Below are 16,729 nucleotides of genomic sequence, written 5' to 3' on the forward strand. Positions count from 1 at the left end.
GGTAGGCTTGCGGGCATGGTCTATCGCGTCCTTGCCGATGTCCTGGTGCTCGCGCACGCCGGCTTCGTGCTGTTCGTCGTGCTCGGCGGCTTGCTGGTGTTGCGCTGGCCCCGATGGGCCTGGGTACATCTACCAGCCGCGGCGTGGGGCGTGTGGATCGAATGGAGCGCCGGCATCTGCCCGCTGACGCCGCTGGAGAACCGCTTGCGTGCTGCCGGCGGCGAAGTCGGCTATGCCGGCTCCTTCGTCGAGCAGTACGTGATGCCGGTGTTGTACCCGGTCGGCCTCACGCCAGCCGTGCAGGCGTGGCTCGCGGCGATCCTCCTCGCGGTGAACCTTGCACTCTATGGCACGGCATGGTGGCGGTGGAGCAAACTCAACCGATCCGGCCCAGCAGCAAGAACTCCATGAGTGCCTTCTGCACGTGCATCCGGTTCTCGGCCTCGTCCCAGACGACCGACTGCGGGCCGTCGATCACGTCGGCCGCGACTTCCTCGCCCCGGTGGGCCGGCAGGCAGTGCATGAACAGTGCATCGGCCTTGGCTGCCGCCATCATGTCGGTGTCAACGCACCAGTCGGCGAAGGCCCGGCGGCGGGCCTCGTTCTCGGCCTCGAAGCCCATGCTGGTCCACACGTCGGTGGTGACCAGATCGGCGCCCTGACAGGCGTCCATCGGGTTCTTGAAGGTCTTGTAGCAGCTGGTGTCGCGGATGCCGGCCAGTCGCGGGTCGACCTCGTAACCGGTCGGCGTGCTGACATGCACCTTGAAACCCAGGATCTCCGCGGCTTGCAGCCACGTGTTGGCCATGTTGTTGCCGTCGCCGACCCAGGCCACCGTCTTGCCCTGGATGGAGCCTCGGTGCTCGATGTAGGTGAAGATGTCGGCCAGGATCTGGCAGGGATGGAACTCATTCGTCAGGCCGTTGATGATCGGCACGCGCGAATGCGCGGCGAATGCCTCCAGCTTGGTCTGCTCGTAGGTGCGGATCATCACGATGTCCACCATGCGTGAGATCACCCGGGCACTGTCTTCGACCGGCTCGGCACGGCCGAGCTGGCTGTCGCCGGTGGTCAGATGCACCACCGAGCCGCCCATCTGGTACATGCCCGCCTCGAAGCTGACGCGCGTGCGGGTCGAGGCCTTCTCGAAAATCATGGCCAGCGTGCGGTCGACCAGCGGCGTGTACTTCTCGTAGTTCTTGAAGCGCTTCTTGATGATGGCAGCGCGTTCGAAGAGGTAGGTGTATTCCTCGGCGCGCAGGTCCTTGAACTGCAGGTAGTGCTTGATCAGCGTATGTCCGGGTTTCATCGGGTCGACCCTCATGCGGCGGGTTCCGACAGGAACTGCTGGATCAGCGGGCAGAGGATGGAGACGATCTGTGTTGCCTCGTCTTCCGTCAGGATCAGCGGCGGCACCAGGCGAATCACCTTGTCGGCCGTCACGCTGAGCAGCAGGCCGGCCTCCATCGCACGGTTCAGCAGCACGCCGCAGGGGCGGTCGAGTTCGATGCCGATCATCAAGCCCTGGCCACGGATGTCGGTCACGCCACGGACGCCGGCCAACTCGCGCGCCAAGCCGTTTTTCAAGGCTTCGCCGACGCGGGCGGCGTTTTCCAGCAGCGCTTCTTCTTCCATGATGCGCAAGGTCTCGACGCCGGCGCGCATGGCCAGCGGGTTGCCGCCGAAGGTGGTGCCATGGTTGCCGGGCTGCAGCACGTTGGCGGCCTTCGGGCCGGCGACCACCGCGCCGATCGGCACGCCGGAGCCGAGGCCCTTCGCCAGCGGCATCACGTCCGGCTTGATGCCGGCCCACTGGTGCGCGAACCACTTGCCGGTGCGGCCGATGCCGCACTGCACCTCGTCGATCATCAGCAGCCAGCCGCGTTCGTCGCAGATGCGACGCACGGCCTGCAGGTACTCGCTGCGAGTGGGGTTGATGCCGCCTTCGCCCTGGATCGTCTCGAGGAATACCGCGACGACGTTCGGCCGCGTACGAGCCACCGCTTCGATCGCCGCGACGTCGTTGAGCGGCACGCGCACGAAGCCGGGCACCAGCGGTTCAAAGCCCTTTTGCACCTTGGGGTTGCCGGTGGCGGACAGCGTCGCGATCGAGCGGCCATGGAAGGCCTTCTCGTAGACGACGATCTCGGGCAGGTCGATGCCCTTGTCGTGGCCGTACTTACGGGCGATCTTCAGCGCGGCCTCGTTGGCCTCGAGGCCCGAGTTGCAGAAGAAGGCGTTGGCCAGGCCCGACAGCTGTACCAGCTTCGCGGCCAGCTGCTCCTGCAGCGGCACCTGATAATAGTTGGAGCTGTGGATCATCTTGGCCACCTGGTCCTGCAGCGCAGGCACCAGTTTCGGATGGGCATGGCCGAGCGTGTTGACGGCAATGCCACCCAGGCCGTCGAGGTATTTTCGGCCCTCGGTGTCCCAGACCCAGCTGGCTCGGCCATGCGACAACGCGATCGGCAGGCGGCCGTAGGTGTTCATCACGTGGGGCATGGGCACGGGCGCTTTCTCCGGGGCGTTCATGACGGGCTGGCTCCAAAAAACAAAATCGCGCAGGAAGCCTGGCTGCCGGCAGCCGGGCCCAACTCCGCGCGTTGGGGCTCCATTCTATCGGCCGTGCGCCGAAAGCCAGATGACAGCGGGAGCTGTCATGATGCGCCGGCGCAGCGTACCGGGCATGAGCGCTGCTCCCTCGGAGCAGGGGGAAAGCGCAGGTTTTTCCCACCCGCAGGACGGAACTCAAGTCTTATATAAGATATCATTTCGAAGACCAATGTTGCGCTGCAGCGAACTACACTGCGCGTCGCGCTTGCCGCCACCAGCGGCTGCACTATCGGTCACCACCGCATGACGACAGCCAAACCCCGCGAGATCTTCATACAGGGGATCACCAGAGACGGCCGCACCTTTCGCCCCAGCGACTGGGCAGAACGGCTGGCCGGGGTCATGTCGTGTTTCCGCCCGGGCGGGCAACTGGCACGCGACGGTCACATCGGCTATTCGCCCTACTGCGTGCCGACCGTGATCAACGGCGTCAAGTGCGTCGTCGTCAATGAGGCCGTTCGCGACGTCGAGCCGATGGCGTGGGACTTCGTGATGAACTTTGCGCGTGACAACGACTTGCAGGTGGCCGAAGCCTGTCTGATCCCCGACGCGCGGGCGAAAGGCTGAGCGCCGTTTTCGGACCCGCAATGAAAAAGGGCTCGCATTGCGAGCCCTCTACGCACCAACCCGGTGGTGTTCTTCAGGCAGACAGCGACTTGACCGCGGCGGACAGGCGGCTCTTGTGGCGAGCGGCCTTGTTCTTGTGGAACAGACCCTTGTCGGCCACGGAGTCGATGACCTGCTGGGCGTTCTTGAACAGTTCGGCGGCCTTGGCCTTGTCGCCGGTCACGACGGCCTTTTGCACGTTCTTGATGACCGTGCGGAATTTGGAGCGCAGGGCGGTGTTCGCTGCGTTGAGCTTGACGTCCTGGCGGGCGCGCTTGCGGCCCGAGGCGATGCGAACGGTCTTCTTGGCTTTGGAAGAGGTGGCCATGGGTGAGGGTGTTTCCGGGTTGGGAAAAGCTGGCAAGTATAGCATTCCTGCGCTACCCACGCCAAGCACCGGCCGGAGGGTGAGCAGGTGCTTCCTATAATCGCGCGTCTTTTCCGAACCGCCGGCCTGCACATTCTTCGGGCGGCCGCCCGCCCATGAACCTGCTACGCGCCGCCTCGATCGTCTCGCTGTTCACGCTTGCTTCGCGCATCACCGGGCTGGTGCGCGAGCAGCTGGTGGCCGCCAGCTTCGGCTCCAGCGCCTGGACCGACGCGTTCAACGTCGCCTTTCGCATCCCCAACCTGCTGCGCCGGCTGTTCGCGGAAGGGGCGTTTTCTCAGGCCTTCGTGCCTGTGCTGGCCGCCAGCCGGGCACGCCACGGCGACGAGTCGACCCGGGCGCTGGTCGACGCGGTTGCCACCGTGCTGTTCTGGGCCCTGCTGGCGACGTGCATGCTCGGCGTCGTCGGCGCCCCGGTGCTGGTCTACGCGATGGCTGCGGGCCTGCGGGAGACCCCGGGCAGCTTCGATGCGGCGGTCGTGATGACGCGCTACATGTTTCCCTACATCGGCTTCATGTCGCTGGTGGCGCTGTCGGCCGGGGTGCTGAACACGTGGAAGCGCTTCGCGGTGCCGGCCGCGACCCCCGTGCTGCTCAACGTCGCGATGATTGCCGCGGCATGGTGGCTGGCGCCGCAGTTCGAGCGCTGGGGCTTGCCGCCGATCTACGCGATGGCCGGTGGCGTGCTGCTCGGCGGAGCGCTGCAGTTTGCGCTCCAGGTTCCCGCATTGGCGCGCATCGGCATGCTGCCGCGGTTGCGGTCGATCCGGGCGGCGCTGGCGCACGACGGTGTCGGGCGGATCTTGAAGCTGATGGCGCCGGCGCTGCTGGGCGTGTCGGTGGCGCAGTTGTCGCTGCTGATCAACACCCAGATCGCCTCTCACCTGGGGCCCGGCAGCGTCTCATGGCTGACGTACGCCGACCGGCTGATGGAATTCCCCACCGGCCTCCTGGGGGTCGCTCTCGGCGTGGTGCTGCTGCCGCAGTTGTCGGCCGCGCAGGCGCAGGACGACGGCAAGCGCTACTCGGAACTGCTCGACTGGGGGCTGCGGCTGGTCGTGTTGCTGGCGCTGCCGTCGGCGGTGGCGCTGCTGCTGTTCGCACGTCCGCTGGTGGCCGGGGTGTTCCACTACGGCGCCTTCAACGACCGCGACGTGCAGCAGACCATGGTGGCGCTGATGGGCTACGGCGTCGGCTTGCTGGGCCTGATCGCGATCAAGGTGCTGGCCCCCGGCTTCTACGCCAAGCAGGACGTGCGCACGCCGGTACGCATCGCGATCACCGTGCTATGCCTGACGCAGCTGATGAACCTCGTCTTCGTGCCGCTGCTCGGCCATGCCGGTCTGGCGCTGTCGATCGGCGTCGGCGCGCTCGTCAACGCCAGCTGGTTGCTGTGGGGCTTGCGTCGGCGCGGCTCGTACCAACCGGGGGCCGGGTGGACCGGTTTTCTGTGGCGCGTCACCGTCGCTGCGGTGGTGCTGGGCGCCGGGCTGGCCTATGTCAGCCACGTCCTGGACTGGACGGCTTTGCGCGCAACCCCATGGATGCGTGCAGGATGGCTGGCGCTGGCCATCGCGGGCGGCGCCGGCGTGTATTTCGCCGTCCTGCTCGTGCTGGGGGTGCGGCCTCGGCAGTTCGTCAAGCGCGGCTGAGCGAACTACACTGGCTTCATGCAGTTCGAGGCTCCCTCCGCGCTGGAGTACTTTTCCTCGCTCGTGGCCGACGACGACAGTTTTCCGCTGACGGAAGTGGCGGTGTCGCTCGCGCAGGACGAATTCCCCGACCTGGACCTGCAGGCGGTACTGGCCGAAATCGACGCGCTGAGCGACCGGCTCAAGCGGCGCCTCGCAGCCGACGCATCGCCGATGCAGCGGCTGCGCCTGCTGAACCGCTACTTCTTCCAGGAACTCGGCTTCGGCGGCAACGTCAACGATTACTACGACCCGCACAACAGCTGCCTGAATGCCGTGTTGCGGACACGCCGCGGCATCCCGATCTCGCTGGCGGTGCTGTACATGGAACTGGCCCACCAGGTGGGGCTGACGGCGCGCGGCGTGTCCTTCCCGGGACACTTCCTGGTCAAGCTGCGCTTGTCGCAGGGTGAAGTGGTGATGGACCCGTTCTCCGGCCAGTCGCTGTCGCGCGAGGAACTCGACGAACGGCTCGACCCGTACAAGCGCCAACAGGGCCTGGTCGGCGACTTCGATGTGCCGCTCGGGCTGTTCCTGCAATCGGCGACGCCGCGCGAGGTGATCGCGCGCATGCTGCGCAACCTGAAGGAGATCTACCGGGCGCGCGGCGACTGGGTTTTGCTGCTGGCGGTCTCCGAGCGGCTCGTGATCCTGCTGCCGAAGGCCATGGAGGAGCGGCGCGACCGCGGCCTCGTGGAAGCCGAGCTGGGCCACTACGACGAGGCGATTGCCGACCTGGCCGCGTACGTGCACCAGGCCGAGGGCGCCGACGATCGCCTCGCGATTGCCGAGCGCCTGGAGGAACTGCGCCGCAGCGAGCCGCCGCGGCTGCATTGAAGCCGGGCCTGTCGGCCCTCAGCGGACCTGGGTCTGGTGCTCGTCGCCCTGGCGGGCCTCGATGCGGCCGATGCGGTGCACCGTCTGGCCCTGCGCTTGCAGCACTTCGGCGGCGCGCTGAGCGTCGGCCTCGGCGACGATCAGCACGAAGCCGATGCCGCAGTTGAAGGTGCGGTGCATCTCCGATTCGGCCACGCCGCCTTCGCTTTGCAGCCAGCTGAAGATCTCCGGGCGCGGCCAGGCGGCGTTGTCGAGCACTGCCTTCGTGGTGTCTGGCAGGCAGCGTGGAATGTTCTCGACCAGGCCGCCGCCGGTGATATGGGCCATGCCCTTGACGTCCACCTGCTGCATGGCGGCCAGCACGGGCTTCACGTACAGGCGCGTCGGCGCCATCACGCGGGCGCGGAATGCCTGGCCGTCGAGCGTGGCGGGCAAGCGTTCGCCGGCGCGTTCGACGATCTTGCGCACCAGCGAGTAACCGTTGGAATGCACGCCGCTGGACGTCAGCCCCAGCACCACGTCGCCCGGCGCGATGCGGCGGCCGTCGACGATGCCGCTCTTCTCGACCGCTCCGACGCAAAAGCCCGCCAGGTCGTATTCGCCGGCCGGGTACATCCCGGGCATCTCGGCGGTTTCGCCGCCGATCAGCGCGCAGCCCGATTCCTCGCAGCCGCGCGCAATGCCGCCGACGACACGGGCCGCGGTGTCGACGTCGAGCTTGCCGCAGGCGAAGTAGTCGAGGAAGAACAGCGGCTCGGCACCCTGCACCAGCACGTCGTTGACGCTCATCGCGACCAGGTCCACGCCCACGGTGTCGTGCATGCCCCACTCGAAAGCCAGCTTCAGCTTGGTGCCGACACCGTCGGTGCCGCTGACCAGGACGGGCTCCTTGTAGCGCTTGGGCACCTCGAACAAGGCACCGAAACCGCCGATGCCGCCGAGCACGCCATCGCGCAGCGTGCGCTTGGCCAGCGGTTTGATGCGGTCGACGAGAGCGTCGCCGGCGTCGATGTCGACGCCGGCATCACGGTAGGACAAAGGGGTGTTGGACATGATGAGGCTGCCGGGCCGGCAGTGCCGGCCTATAGAATTTGCGCGATTTTACCGACCGGCTCGCCCGGCCCCGCCTCCGGCGCCTTTCCTCCCGCCTTTCATGACACTCAACACTGCGCAAAGACAAGCCCTCGCCTGGCTCGGCATCGGGGCGGCCGCGCTCGCGCTGTTGTGGCTGCTGGCGCCGGTGCTGGTGCCATTTCTGCTTGCAGCGGTGCTGGCCTATGCGTTGCATCCGGCGGTCGAGAAGCTGGTGGCGCGCAAGGTGCCGCGGCTGCTGGCGGTGCTGCTGATCGAGACCATGGTGATCCTGCTGCTGCTCGGTCTGCTGCTGCTGATGGTGCCGATCCTGTCGAAAGAGCTGCCGCTGCTGCGCGAGCAGATTCCGGTGCTGGCGGCCAGGTTGAACGAGCACGTCGTGCCCTGGCTGGCGCAGCACGGCGTTCATCTGTCGCTGGACATCGAGAGCATCAAGGCCTTCGTCGTCAAGTACCTCAATGCCAACTTCGAGGACTGGCTGTCGGCGGCTCTCAGCTCGGCGCGCATCGGCGGCAGCTTCGTGCTGGCGATCGCGGGCAACGCGGTGCTGGTGCCGGTGGTGCTGTTTTACCTGCTGATGGACTGGCCGCGGGTCGTGGAGCGCACGCAGCAGTTCGTGCCACCGCGCTTCCGACCGGCGGTGCTCGGTTTTCTGGCCGAATGCGACGAAGTGCTCGGGCAGTACCTGCGCGGGCAACTGCTGGTGATGGTGATCCTGGCGGCCTTCTACAGCATCGGGCTGGCGCTGTTCGGCTTCGACCTTGCGGTGCCGGTCGGTGTCTTCACCGGGCTGGCGATCTTCATTCCCTACCTCGGCTTCGGCCTGGGCCTCGTGCTGGCGCTGCTGGCGGGCGTGCTGGAGTTCGCCAGCTGGTACGGCGTGGTAGCCGTGGCGGTGGTCTATGGCATCGGCCAGGTGGTCGAAAGCCTGTACCTCACACCGAGGCTGGTCGGCGAGCGCATCGGCATGCACCCGATCACGGTCATCTTCGCATTGCTGGCCTTCGGCCACCTGCTCGGCTTCGTCGGCGTGCTGGTGGCGCTGCCGGTGAGTGCGTTGCTGGTGGTCGCGGTACGTCGCGTGCGGCTGGCCTATCTCGGGAGCCGGTTGTACCTGGGGTGACCCTTTTGAGCATGAGACAGCTTCCGCTGGGCCTCGGGCCGGACGAACCGCCGGGGTTCGACAACTTCTTCGCCGGCCCCAACGCGGCCGTCATCGACCACTTGCGCGGACTGGAACGCCAGGCGCGGCCGGCGCCCGTCTACCTGTGGGGCGAGCGCGGTGCCGGCAAGACGCACCTGCTGCGCGCGCTGGTTCACGAAATGCAGGCGCCCGGCGGCCGCGTGGGCTGGTTCGACGCTGCCGCCCCACGCAACCTGGAATTCGACGACACTTGGCGTCTGCTGGTGCTGGACGACTGCCAAGGCTACGACGCCGACCAGCAGCAACGCGCCTTTGCGCTGTTCGTGCAAGCGACGACGCAAGGGCTGCCGATCGCGGCTGCCGGCAACGCGCCGCCGGTGGACCTGCCGCTGCGCGACGACTTGCGCACCCGGCTCGGCTGGGGCCATGTCTTCCATCTGCTGCCGCTGTCGGAAAGCGACTGCCGCGCCGTGCTGCGGCGCGAAGCCGACCGGCGTGGCATCTTTCTTTCGGACGAGGTGATGAGTTATCTCCTGACGCGCTTCTCGCGCGATCTCGGCAGCCTGATGGGCCTGTTGAACCGGCTCGACCGTTTCGCACTCGCGACGCACCGGGCCGTGACGGTGCCGCTGCTCAAGCAGATGCTGGCGGAGGAGGGCACATGAGGGGTTCCGCCACACGCAACCTGTGCCTGTTCGACCTCGACCACACGCTGCTGCCGATTGACTCCGATCACGCTTTCGGCGAGTTTCTGGTGCGCATCGGCTGGGCCGATGCACAGGAGTTCCGGCGCGGCAACGACCACTACTACGCGCAGTACCAGGCCGGCCGGCTGGATCTCGACGAGTACATCGACTTCTCGACCCGCCCGTGGCGCGGCCGTCCGGCCGAGGAGCGGGCCTGGGTGCAGCAGCGGTTCGTCGCCGAGGTGGTGCGGCCGAACCTGAAGGCTGCCGCGCTCGATCTCGTGCGTACACACCAGGCACGGGGCGATCTGGTCGCGATCGTCACCGCCACCAACGAATTCGTCACGACACCGATCGCCGAGGTGTTCGGCGTCGAGCACCTGCTGGCCGTGCAACTGGAGCATGACGAGGCCGGTACCATCACGGGGCGGATCCGCGGCGTGCCGTCCTACCAGGCGGGCAAGGTGACCCGGGTGGACCAGTGGCTGGCTTCCCTCGGCGCGCGCTGGGAAGACTTCGGGCGCACCAGCTTCTACAGCGATTCCCCCAACGACCTGCCGCTGCTGGAGCGCGCCAGCGAACCGGTCGCCACCAACCCGTCGCCTGCACTGCAAGAAACGGCCGAGGCGCGCGGCTGGCGCATCCTGAAACTGTTCCATGATCAAGAAATTCATCCATAAGCTGCTGGGCAAATCGACGTCGTCCGAGGGCAAGCTGGCGTCCAGGCCGAGCCAGATGGGCAAGCGCGCCGAAGTGCCTCAGAGCGAACACGGCATCGACCGCTCGCTCGTCGACGACCGGGCGCTCAAGGTCGTGCAGACACTGGCGGACGCCGGCTACGAGGCCTACATCGTCGGCGGTGCGGTGCGCGACCTGATCCTCGGCCTGCGGCCGAAGGACTTCGACGTCGCCACCAACGCGACGCCCGAGCAGGTCAAGGCGCTGTTCAAGCGGGCCTTCATCATCGGCCGGCGCTTTCGCATCGTGCATGTCGTGTTCGGCCGTGGCCGAGAGCACGAGGTGATCGAGGTGTCGACCTTCCGCGCCAATCTCGACGTGGCAGACGCCGAGCAGGTGGCCGGCAACGAGAAGACTTCAAAATCCGACCTCGCCGGCAAGTCGCATGTCGTCGACGCCAGCGGCCGCGTGCTGCGCGACAACGTCTGGGGCCCGCAGATCGAGGACGCCGCTCGGCGCGACTTCACGATCAACGCGATGTACTACGACCCGCAGCGTGAGATCGTCGTCGACTACCACCACGGCATTCGCGACGCGAAGAAGCGCCTGCTGCGCATGATCGGCGACCCTGACGCACGCTACCGCGAAGACCCGGTGCGCATCATCCGGGTCGTGCGCTTTGCGGCCAAGCTGGGCTTCGAGATCGAGCCGAAGACGCGCGAGCCGATCCGCCGTATGGCGGAGCTGCTCGACAACGTGCCGGCCTCGCGCATGTTCGACGAGATGATCAAGCTGCTGCAGACCGGCCATGCGCTCGCGTCGCTGGAGCAGCTGCGCAAGGAAGGCCTGCATCGCGGCGTGTTCCCCATCCTCGACGTGGTGCTCGACGAGAGCCAGCGCCACGACGGGCGCGAGAAGTTCGTGCGGCTCGCACTGGCGGACACCGATCGGCGCGTCTCCGAGAGCAAGCCGGTCGCCCCCAGCTTCATGCTGGCGTCGATGTTGTGGCACGACGTGCTGGACCGCTGGGAGCGCCGGCGCCAGCAGGGCGAGCACCCGTTCCCGTCGCTGCAGGCTGCGATCGACGAGGTGTTCGACGCCCGTATCGGCGACATCTCGGGGCGTGGCAAGCTGGCGGCCGACATGCGCGAGATCTGGATGATGCAGCCGCGCTTCGAGAAGCGCGCCGGCAATGGTCCGATCGTGCTCGTCGAGCAGCCACGCTTTCGCGCCGGCTTCGACTTCCTGCGTCTGCGCGCCGAGGCCGGCGAGGTGGACGCGGAACTGGCCCGCTGGTGGGAGGACTTCTCCCTGGCCGACGCACCGCGTCAGCGCGAGCTGCTCGATCTGGCGCGTGAGCAGGAGCAGGCGCGCCGCGCCGGCGGCAAGGGGCCGGCGGCCGACGCCGCCCCGGCCAAGAAGCGCCGCCGCCGCCGTCGCAAGCCGACCGAGGACGGCGCAGCACCGGCCGCAGGGGCCGACGCCGAAGGACCGGGCGACGACTGACGCACCGGGAGCGGGACGGCAAACGTGGTACCGGCATATGTGGGCCTTGGCGCCAATCTCGGCGACGCCCTGGCGACGCTTCGGGCCGCTGTTGCCGCACTGCAATCGCTGCCGGGGGTTGCGGCTGCCCGTGCATCGGCGGTGTACCGGACCGCCCCGTTCGACGCGGCGGGCCCCGACTTCCTGAACGCCGTCGTGCGGCTGGAATGTCGCCATACCGCTCATGAACTGTTCGAACAGCTGCGCGCGATCGAGCATGCGCATGGCCGGCAACGCCCGTATCGCCATGCGCCCCGCACCCTCGACCTCGACCTGCTGCTGTGGGGCGATGCGCAGATTTCGACCGCCGATCTCATCGTGCCGCACCCGCGCATGCATCAGCGGGCCTTCGTGCTGGTGCCGCTGGCCGAACTCGCCCCCTGCGTGAAGATCCCCGGCCAGGGCGAACTGGCGCCCCTGCTGGCCACCGCGGCCGGGCAGCCGATCGAGCGCACCGGCGAGCGCCTGTACTGAAACACTCGAGAGCTGCGTCCATGAGCGTTGTTTCCGTTCCGCTGCAGACCGTCGGTCTGCTGATCGCATCGAACGTCTTCATGACCTTCGCCTGGTATGGGCACCTGAAAGGCCTGGCTGCGCAACCCTGGTACGTCGCTGCGCTGGTCAGCTGGGGCATCGCGCTGTTCGAATACCTGCTGCAGGTGCCGGCCAACCGTATCGGCTATTCGAGCGGCATGTTCTCGCTCGCACAGCTGAAGATCCTGCAGGAAGTCATCACGTTGGCGGTGTTCGTGCCGTTCGCGGTCTACTACATGAAGGTGCCGTTCAAGCTCGACTTCCTCTGGGCCGGCTTGTGCCTGGTCGGTGCCGTGTATTTCATCTTCCGCACCCCATGAGCGCGTTCTCGTTCAGCGCGTGCCGACATATCGTGATCGAGGGGCCGATCGGCGTCGGCAAGAGCTCGCTCGCACGACGGCTGGCGGCTCACCTGAAGGGCGAGCTGATGATGGAGAAACCGCAGGAGAACCCCTTTCTGGCGCGTTTCTATGCCGACGGGTCGCGCTATGCGTTCCAGACGCAGATGTTCTTCCTGTTCCAGCGGGTCGAGCAGTACCGCGAACTGGTGCAGCCCGGCATGTTCTCCGGCCCGGTGATCAGCGATTTCCTGTTCGCCAAGGACGCGCTGTTCGCGCGGCTGACACTCAGCGACGACGAGTACACGCTGTACACGCAGATGTACCAGCACCTTGCGCCGCAGATCCCCGAGCCGGACCTTGTCATCTGGCTGCAGGCCGAACCGCCGACCTTGCTGCAGCGCATTGCACGGCGCGGCATCGAGATGGAACGCAGCATCGACACCGCTTACCTGCAACGGCTGTGCGACGCATATGCCGAGCATTTCCAGCACCACGAAGGCGCACCGGTGCTTTCGGTCGACACCACGCACTTCAATCCGGTCGACCGGCCGGCCGACTTCGACCTTCTGCTCGGCGAGCTGGCCCGGTTTGCCGGCCCGCGCGGCCTGCTCACCCCGCCCGCCCATCGGGTGGCGTGAGCGCGCGCTCTCGCGTCTGACGGCCACCGGGCGGGCATGGCGGCTGCTGTCACAATAGCGCCACTTTTTGGCCGGCCCCGGGCACGCGGCGCCGGCCCCCGAGACAACCTCGAACGTCCAAGGCGCTTCCCATGATCTTCGGCAAACTGCTGCCTCGCGAGGGCAATTTCTTCGAGCTTTTCAACCAGCACGGCGCGAAGATCGTCGAAGGTTCCCGGGCCTTCATGGCCATGGTCGAGAACTATGCCGATGTCGAGGAGCGCCAGCGGCATGCGGCCGAGGTGGACCGGGCCGAGCGGCAGGCCGACAAGATCACCGCCGAGGTCAACCGGTTGCTGCACAAGACCTTCATCACCCCCATCGATCGCGAGCAGATTCACTCGCTCATCAACGCGATGGACGACATCCTCGACCTGCTGCAGGACTCCAGCGAGACGATGTCGCTGTACGACGTGCGTGCGATGACCGACGAGGTCGTGCGCCTGGCCGACCTCAGCGTCCGGTGCTGCGAACGCGTGGCGCATGCCGTCACGCTGCTGCCGCGACTCAGCAAGCACGATGCCGCCGAAGCGGCGATCAAGGCCTGCGAGGAGATCGACCAACTCGAGTCCGATGCCGACCGCGTGATGCGCGCTGCCATGTCCAAGCTGTTCCGCGAGCAGGCTGACGTGCGCGAGTTGATCAAGCTGAAGGCGATCTACGAGCAGCTCGAATCCATCTCCGATCGCTGCGAAGACGTCGCCAATCTGATCGAGGGCATCGTCCTCGAGAACTCCTGAAGCCCCCGCTTCCTTTTGAAAGAGCTTTTCCATGGAAGCCGTGCAAGCAGGGTTCTGGATCGTCGTGCTGCTGGTCGTGCTGGCCGTGCTGTTCGACTTCATGAACGGGTTCCACGACGCCGCCAACTCGATCGCTACCGTCGTGTCCACCGGTGTGCTCAAGCCGCACCATGCAGTGGCGTTCGCGGCGTGCTTCAATTTCGTTGCAATCTTCGTGTTCCACCTCAGCGTGGCCGCGACGGTCGGCAAGGGCATCGTGCTGCCGGGCGTGGTCGACCATCACGTGGTATTCGGGGCGCTGATCGGTGCGATCTCGTGGAATGTGATCACGTGGTACTACGGCATTCCCTCGAGCTCGTCGCATGCGCTGATCGGGGGCATTGTCGGCTCGACGATCGCGAAGGCGGGTGCCGGCGCATTGATCGCCCAGGGCATCTGGAAGACGGTGGTCTTCATCCTCGTGTCGCCGATGCTGGGTTTCCTGTTCGGCTCGCTGCTGATGGTGGTCGTGGCCTGGGTGTGTCGCGGCGCCTCGCCCATCCGTATCGACAACTGGTTCCGGCGCCTGCAACTGGTGTCGGCAGGGTTGTACTCGCTGGGCCATGGCGGCAACGACGCGCAGAAGACGATCGGCATCATCTGGATGCTGCTGATCGGCTCCGGCTATGCCGCTGCCACCGACGCCCTGCCGCCGGCGTGGACGATCTGGGCCTGCTATATCGCGATCGCACTGGGCACGATGTTCGGCGGCTGGCGCATCGTCAAGACGATGGGACAGAAGATCACCAAGCTCAAGCCGGTGGGCGGCTTTTGCGCCGAGACCGGTGGCGCGATGACGCTGTTCCTGGCGACGACATTGGGGATTCCGGTGTCGACGACACACACCATCACCGGCGCGATCGTCGGCGTGGGGTCCGTGCAGAGGGCGTCGGCGGTGCGTTGGGGGGTGGCGGGGAATATCGTCTGGGCGTGGGTGTTCACGATTCCGGCGTCGGCGTTTATCGGGGCGGTGTTCTATTTGATCGGGCGGGCGGTGTTGTAGCCTCGCTGGCTTGCTGCTCGTGGCCCCTTCTTGGGCCTTCCTGGCCGCGTTGTACCGCTTTTGATGCGGTCTGCTCCATTGTGTTACCGCGCCGGCAGTCCCGGGGGGCGGGTAGCGGGTTGCCCATCCTGCTTTCTGACGCGGTGTCGCCCCTTGCACCGCCGAGCCGGGAGTCCGCCCCGGCGGGCGGCCTGTGGGCGCTGTGCTGGCTAGAGAAGCCGCACACCTGTTGTTTCGGTCCGAAGCGGACCGAATACCGGGACCGAAGACAAGACTGAAGCAAGACAAGAGGAACGGCGCAGCGTGCTCGGGCTCGCTACGCATCGCCATGGCCTCTTCTGATTTTCTCCCGGGTCTCGCGCAGCGGACCCGTAGTGTTGGACGAGCAGGTGGTTTGAGCCCTCTTGGCAGGGATCGACCGCCCGCTGGGCCGAGGGGAAGAAGCACAACGGTCAGAGTGCATGGTGTTGCATTCAGGCCCTTTGCTTTGGTGACTTTCATTTGGGCCAACAAATGAAAGTTACCCGCCCGCCGGGGCGGACTCCCGGCGCGGCAGCGCAATGGAACACGCGGCCCCAGGCAGCAAGCCAAGCAGCCAAGCGGCCAAGCGCTCAGCCCTACTGACTGATCTTCCTCGCCTCTTCGATCTGCACCTCGAAATACCGCTGCATCCCGAATGCGATGGTCGCCATCAGCACCCCGGCGCCAACCATCAGCGCGGCAATCACACCGATCACCGCCGCCCACCCCGTCCGGTGCTGCCTCCCCGAAGACGCGTTGAACCGGGCATTCCACTGCTCGTCGGGCGTGAGCCCGTAAAGAATGGCGAACAGCATGGCCTGCGCGAGCATCAGCCCGAGCAAAGGGACCAGCACCCATGACAGGCGGTCGTCCTGGCCATACGCCAGCATGCGCAGCACGCCATGCAGGCCGAGTAGCGTCGGCCAAGGGTGCAACCAGCCGAGCAGGTCCTTGAAGCCGTGAAGATAGAACCGGTGGAGCCCCAGGCTGCCCGTCAGCAGGGCGATCCAGGTGGCAAGGGTCTTGGACTTGTAGCCGGAGGAGGGGGGCGTCATGGGGTGGCTACTGTAGCGGTTTCCGCCACCCCGCCAAGCCAAGCTATAATTTCGGGTTCTCAACGCCGGCCGGTCGGGTGATCGGCGTATCTACGGTGTTGGTACCTACCCCCGGATGCTTTGCGCCTGAGTGTCTCCTGGTGCGGCGACCCAAGAAGCAATTCAAAGGAAACATCATGGTCGTGATTCGACTCGCACGCGGCGGCTCCAAGAAGCGCCCGTTCTACAACATCGTTGCCGCCGACTCGCGCAACCGTCGCGACGGGCGCTTCCTCGAGCGCGTGGGCTTTTACAACCCGGTGGCTGCCGGTGCCGCCGAAGGTCTGCGTGTGGCGCACGACCGCATCGAACATTGGGTCAGCCATGGCGCCCAGATGTCGCCGACCGTCGCTCGCCTGGTCCAGCAAGCCAAGAAGGCCACTGCCTAAGAGGCGGTGCCTGCCGGCCATACACCGTGAACATGCCCGCCTCGTCCACTGACGACGTGGTGTGGCCTGAAGACGCGGTCGAGGTCGGGCGTATCCTCGACGCCTGGGGCATCAAGGGCTGGATCAAGGTCCAGCCTTATTCTTCCGACCCCCAGGCGCTCTTTTCCTCTCGGCGCTGGTTCCTCCAGCCGCCCGAAGCTCCCCGCGCCGTCAAGCCCGGCACCGTGTTGCCGCGGCTGCTGAAGATCACCGACGCCAAGGACCATGGCGACGTGGTGGTGGCCACGGCCCAGGACGTACCGGACCGCGCAGCCGCTGAGGCGTTGAAGGGCGCTCGCGTGTTCGTTTCGCGCGCCAGTTTCCCGAGCGCCGAAGCTGACGAGTTCTACTGGGTCGACCTGATCGGGCTCGAGGTGGTCAACCGGCAGGGCGAGCGGCTGGGGACGGTGGCCGACCTGATGGACACCGGGGCTCACTCGGTACTGCGGGTGCTCGACGACAGCGGCAGCAGCGAGCCGGTCGAGCGGCTGATTCCTTTCGTCGGCGCCTACGTCGACCAGGTCGACCAGAGCGCCAGGCGCATCACGGTCGATTGGGGTCTGGACTACTGA

The 16,729-nt window shown here is 66.5% G+C and carries 20 protein-coding genes; 15 read left to right on the top strand and 5 right to left on the bottom strand.

Annotated features, from left to right (window positions below):
- Positions 1 to 15 precede the first annotated feature (15 nt).
- Positions 16 to 411, top strand: coding sequence for a DUF2784 domain-containing protein (locus tag M8A51_RS00495; RefSeq protein WP_251776130.1), 396 nt, complete (start codon positions 16 to 18; stop codon positions 409 to 411).
- Here the strand turns inward: M8A51_RS00495 and argF are convergent.
- Together argF and M8A51_RS00505 are read right to left on the bottom strand one after the other, a co-directional pair.
- A complete protein-coding gene (argF, locus tag M8A51_RS00500) occupies positions 377 to 1,309 on the bottom strand; it encodes an ornithine carbamoyltransferase (RefSeq protein ID WP_251776131.1) in 933 nt (310 codons plus the stop codon). The genes M8A51_RS00495 and argF overlap by 35 nt on opposite strands.
- Positions 1,310 to 1,320: 11 nt before the next feature.
- Positions 1,321 to 2,502 carry an aspartate aminotransferase family protein gene (locus tag M8A51_RS00505; RefSeq protein ID WP_251776547.1) on the bottom strand — a complete coding sequence of 394 codons (1,182 nt, stop codon included), beginning with the start codon at positions 2,500 to 2,502 and terminating at the stop codon, positions 1,321 to 1,323.
- A gap of 354 nt (positions 2,503 to 2,856) precedes the next feature.
- On the opposite strand from M8A51_RS00505, the gene M8A51_RS00510 reads away from it, so the two are divergent.
- Positions 2,857 to 3,180: a DUF3579 domain-containing protein gene (locus M8A51_RS00510; protein WP_251776132.1), complete on the top strand. Its 324-nt coding sequence runs from the start codon at positions 2,857 to 2,859 to the stop codon at positions 3,178 to 3,180.
- Between the two features lie 73 nt (positions 3,181 to 3,253).
- Here M8A51_RS00510 and rpsT read toward each other — a convergent pair whose 3' ends face one another.
- Positions 3,254 to 3,547 (bottom strand): 30S ribosomal protein S20, encoded by a 294-nt coding sequence (rpsT, locus tag M8A51_RS00515; protein ID WP_251776133.1) that lies wholly within the window; start codon positions 3,545 to 3,547, stop codon positions 3,254 to 3,256.
- Between the two features lie 155 nt (positions 3,548 to 3,702).
- On the opposite strand from rpsT, the gene murJ reads away from it, so the two are divergent.
- A complete protein-coding gene (gene murJ, locus M8A51_RS00520) occupies positions 3,703 to 5,259 on the top strand; it encodes a murein biosynthesis integral membrane protein MurJ (RefSeq protein WP_251776134.1) in 1,557 nt (518 codons plus the stop codon).
- Positions 5,260 to 5,277: 18 nt separating this feature from the next.
- Positions 5,278 to 6,135 (top strand): SirB1 family protein, encoded by an 858-nt coding sequence (locus M8A51_RS00525; protein WP_251776135.1) that lies wholly within the window; start codon positions 5,278 to 5,280, stop codon positions 6,133 to 6,135.
- An 18-nt stretch (positions 6,136 to 6,153) separates the two neighbouring features.
- Here the strand turns inward: M8A51_RS00525 and purM are convergent, their stop codons facing one another.
- A complete protein-coding gene (gene purM, locus M8A51_RS00530; RefSeq protein WP_251776136.1) occupies positions 6,154 to 7,188 on the bottom strand; it encodes a phosphoribosylformylglycinamidine cyclo-ligase in 1,035 nt (344 codons plus the stop codon).
- A 100-nt stretch (positions 7,189 to 7,288) separates the two neighbouring features.
- Between purM and M8A51_RS00535 the strand changes: the two genes are divergently transcribed.
- The 9 genes from M8A51_RS00535 to M8A51_RS00575 all read left to right on the top strand — a co-directional run bounded on the left by M8A51_RS00535 (position 7,289) and on the right by M8A51_RS00575 (position 14,614).
- The gene (locus tag M8A51_RS00535; RefSeq protein ID WP_251776137.1) at positions 7,289 to 8,350 is read left to right on the top strand and encodes an AI-2E family transporter; all 1,062 of its coding nucleotides are present in this window, start codon (positions 7,289 to 7,291) and stop codon (positions 8,348 to 8,350) included.
- A gap of 11 nt (positions 8,351 to 8,361) precedes the next feature.
- Complete coding sequence (gene hda / locus M8A51_RS00540) at positions 8,362 to 9,036, top strand: DnaA regulatory inactivator Hda (RefSeq protein ID WP_251776138.1); 675 nt, start codon at positions 8,362 to 8,364, stop codon at positions 9,034 to 9,036.
- Complete coding sequence (locus tag M8A51_RS00545) at positions 9,033 to 9,737, top strand: histidinol-phosphatase (protein ID WP_251776139.1); 705 nt, start codon at positions 9,033 to 9,035, stop codon at positions 9,735 to 9,737. Before hda ends, M8A51_RS00545 begins: the two co-directional genes overlap by 4 nt.
- A complete protein-coding gene (gene pcnB, locus M8A51_RS00550; protein WP_251776140.1) occupies positions 9,715 to 11,241 on the top strand; it encodes a polynucleotide adenylyltransferase PcnB in 1,527 nt (508 codons plus the stop codon). The genes M8A51_RS00545 and pcnB overlap by 23 nt, the downstream gene beginning before the upstream one ends.
- A gap of 24 nt (positions 11,242 to 11,265) precedes the next feature.
- Positions 11,266 to 11,754 (top strand): 2-amino-4-hydroxy-6-hydroxymethyldihydropteridine diphosphokinase, encoded by a 489-nt coding sequence (folK, locus tag M8A51_RS00555; protein WP_251776141.1) that lies wholly within the window; start codon positions 11,266 to 11,268, stop codon positions 11,752 to 11,754.
- A 20-nt stretch (positions 11,755 to 11,774) separates the two neighbouring features.
- Positions 11,775 to 12,134, top strand: a complete 360-nt coding sequence (locus M8A51_RS00560) for a DMT family protein (protein ID WP_251776142.1) — start codon at positions 11,775 to 11,777, stop codon at positions 12,132 to 12,134.
- Positions 12,131 to 12,793: a deoxynucleoside kinase gene (locus M8A51_RS00565; RefSeq protein WP_251776143.1), complete on the top strand. Its 663-nt coding sequence runs from the start codon at positions 12,131 to 12,133 to the stop codon at positions 12,791 to 12,793. Before M8A51_RS00560 ends, M8A51_RS00565 begins: the two co-directional genes overlap by 4 nt.
- Before the next feature lie 131 nt (positions 12,794 to 12,924).
- Entirely contained in the window at positions 12,925 to 13,572 is a 648-nt protein-coding gene (locus M8A51_RS00570; RefSeq protein WP_251776144.1) for a DUF47 domain-containing protein, read from the top strand.
- Positions 13,573 to 13,603: 31 nt separating this feature from the next.
- Complete coding sequence (locus M8A51_RS00575; RefSeq protein WP_251776145.1) at positions 13,604 to 14,614, top strand: inorganic phosphate transporter; 1,011 nt, start codon at positions 13,604 to 13,606, stop codon at positions 14,612 to 14,614.
- Positions 14,615 to 15,231: 617 nt separating this feature from the next.
- On the opposite strand, the gene M8A51_RS00580 is transcribed toward M8A51_RS00575, so the two are convergent.
- Positions 15,232 to 15,690, bottom strand: coding sequence for a TM2 domain-containing protein (locus M8A51_RS00580; protein ID WP_251776146.1), 459 nt, complete (start codon positions 15,688 to 15,690; stop codon positions 15,232 to 15,234).
- A gap of 176 nt (positions 15,691 to 15,866) precedes the next feature.
- Between M8A51_RS00580 and rpsP the strand changes: the two genes are divergently transcribed.
- Both rpsP and rimM read left to right on the top strand, forming a co-directional pair.
- The gene (rpsP, locus tag M8A51_RS00585; RefSeq protein WP_251776147.1) at positions 15,867 to 16,118 is read left to right on the top strand and encodes a 30S ribosomal protein S16; all 252 of its coding nucleotides are present in this window, start codon (positions 15,867 to 15,869) and stop codon (positions 16,116 to 16,118) included.
- A 32-nt stretch (positions 16,119 to 16,150) separates the two neighbouring features.
- Complete coding sequence (gene rimM / locus M8A51_RS00590) at positions 16,151 to 16,729, top strand: ribosome maturation factor RimM (RefSeq protein ID WP_251776148.1); 579 nt, start codon at positions 16,151 to 16,153, stop codon at positions 16,727 to 16,729.

This window comes from Caldimonas mangrovi, from assembly GCF_023721835.1.
Classification (GTDB): Bacteria; Pseudomonadota; Gammaproteobacteria; order Burkholderiales; family Burkholderiaceae_C; genus Caldimonas; species Caldimonas mangrovi.

Bases quoted from the DNA above. Each gene is read 5' to 3' on its own strand.
- M8A51_RS00495 (WP_251776130.1), top strand. From the start codon at position 16: ATGGTCTATCGCGTCCTTGCCGATGTCCTGGTGCTCGCGCACGCCGGC.
- argF (WP_251776131.1), bottom strand. From the start codon at position 1,309: ATGAAACCCGGACATACGCTGATCAAGCACTACCTGCAGTTCAAGGAC.
- M8A51_RS00505 (WP_251776547.1), bottom strand. From the start codon at position 2,502: ATGCCCCACGTGATGAACACCTACGGCCGCCTGCCGATCGCGTTGTCG.
- M8A51_RS00510 (WP_251776132.1), top strand. From the start codon at position 2,857: ATGACGACAGCCAAACCCCGCGAGATCTTCATACAGGGGATCACCAGA.
- rpsT (WP_251776133.1), bottom strand. From the start codon at position 3,547: ATGGCCACCTCTTCCAAAGCCAAGAAGACCGTTCGCATCGCCTCGGGC.
- murJ (WP_251776134.1), top strand. From the start codon at position 3,703: ATGAACCTGCTACGCGCCGCCTCGATCGTCTCGCTGTTCACGCTTGCT.
- M8A51_RS00525 (WP_251776135.1), top strand. From the start codon at position 5,278: ATGCAGTTCGAGGCTCCCTCCGCGCTGGAGTACTTTTCCTCGCTCGTG.
- purM (WP_251776136.1), bottom strand. From the start codon at position 7,188: ATGTCCAACACCCCTTTGTCCTACCGTGATGCCGGCGTCGACATCGAC.
- M8A51_RS00535 (WP_251776137.1), top strand. From the start codon at position 7,289: ATGACACTCAACACTGCGCAAAGACAAGCCCTCGCCTGGCTCGGCATC.
- hda (WP_251776138.1), top strand. From the start codon at position 8,362: ATGAGACAGCTTCCGCTGGGCCTCGGGCCGGACGAACCGCCGGGGTTC.
- M8A51_RS00545 (WP_251776139.1), top strand. From the start codon at position 9,033: ATGAGGGGTTCCGCCACACGCAACCTGTGCCTGTTCGACCTCGACCAC.
- pcnB (WP_251776140.1), top strand. From the start codon at position 9,715: ATGATCAAGAAATTCATCCATAAGCTGCTGGGCAAATCGACGTCGTCC.
- M8A51_RS00560 (WP_251776142.1), top strand. From the start codon at position 11,775: ATGAGCGTTGTTTCCGTTCCGCTGCAGACCGTCGGTCTGCTGATCGCA.
- M8A51_RS00565 (WP_251776143.1), top strand. From the start codon at position 12,131: ATGAGCGCGTTCTCGTTCAGCGCGTGCCGACATATCGTGATCGAGGGG.
- M8A51_RS00570 (WP_251776144.1), top strand. From the start codon at position 12,925: ATGATCTTCGGCAAACTGCTGCCTCGCGAGGGCAATTTCTTCGAGCTT.
- M8A51_RS00575 (WP_251776145.1), top strand. From the start codon at position 13,604: ATGGAAGCCGTGCAAGCAGGGTTCTGGATCGTCGTGCTGCTGGTCGTG.
- M8A51_RS00580 (WP_251776146.1), bottom strand. From the start codon at position 15,690: ATGACGCCCCCCTCCTCCGGCTACAAGTCCAAGACCCTTGCCACCTGG.
- rpsP (WP_251776147.1), top strand. From the start codon at position 15,867: ATGGTCGTGATTCGACTCGCACGCGGCGGCTCCAAGAAGCGCCCGTTC.
- rimM (WP_251776148.1), top strand. From the start codon at position 16,151: ATGCCCGCCTCGTCCACTGACGACGTGGTGTGGCCTGAAGACGCGGTC.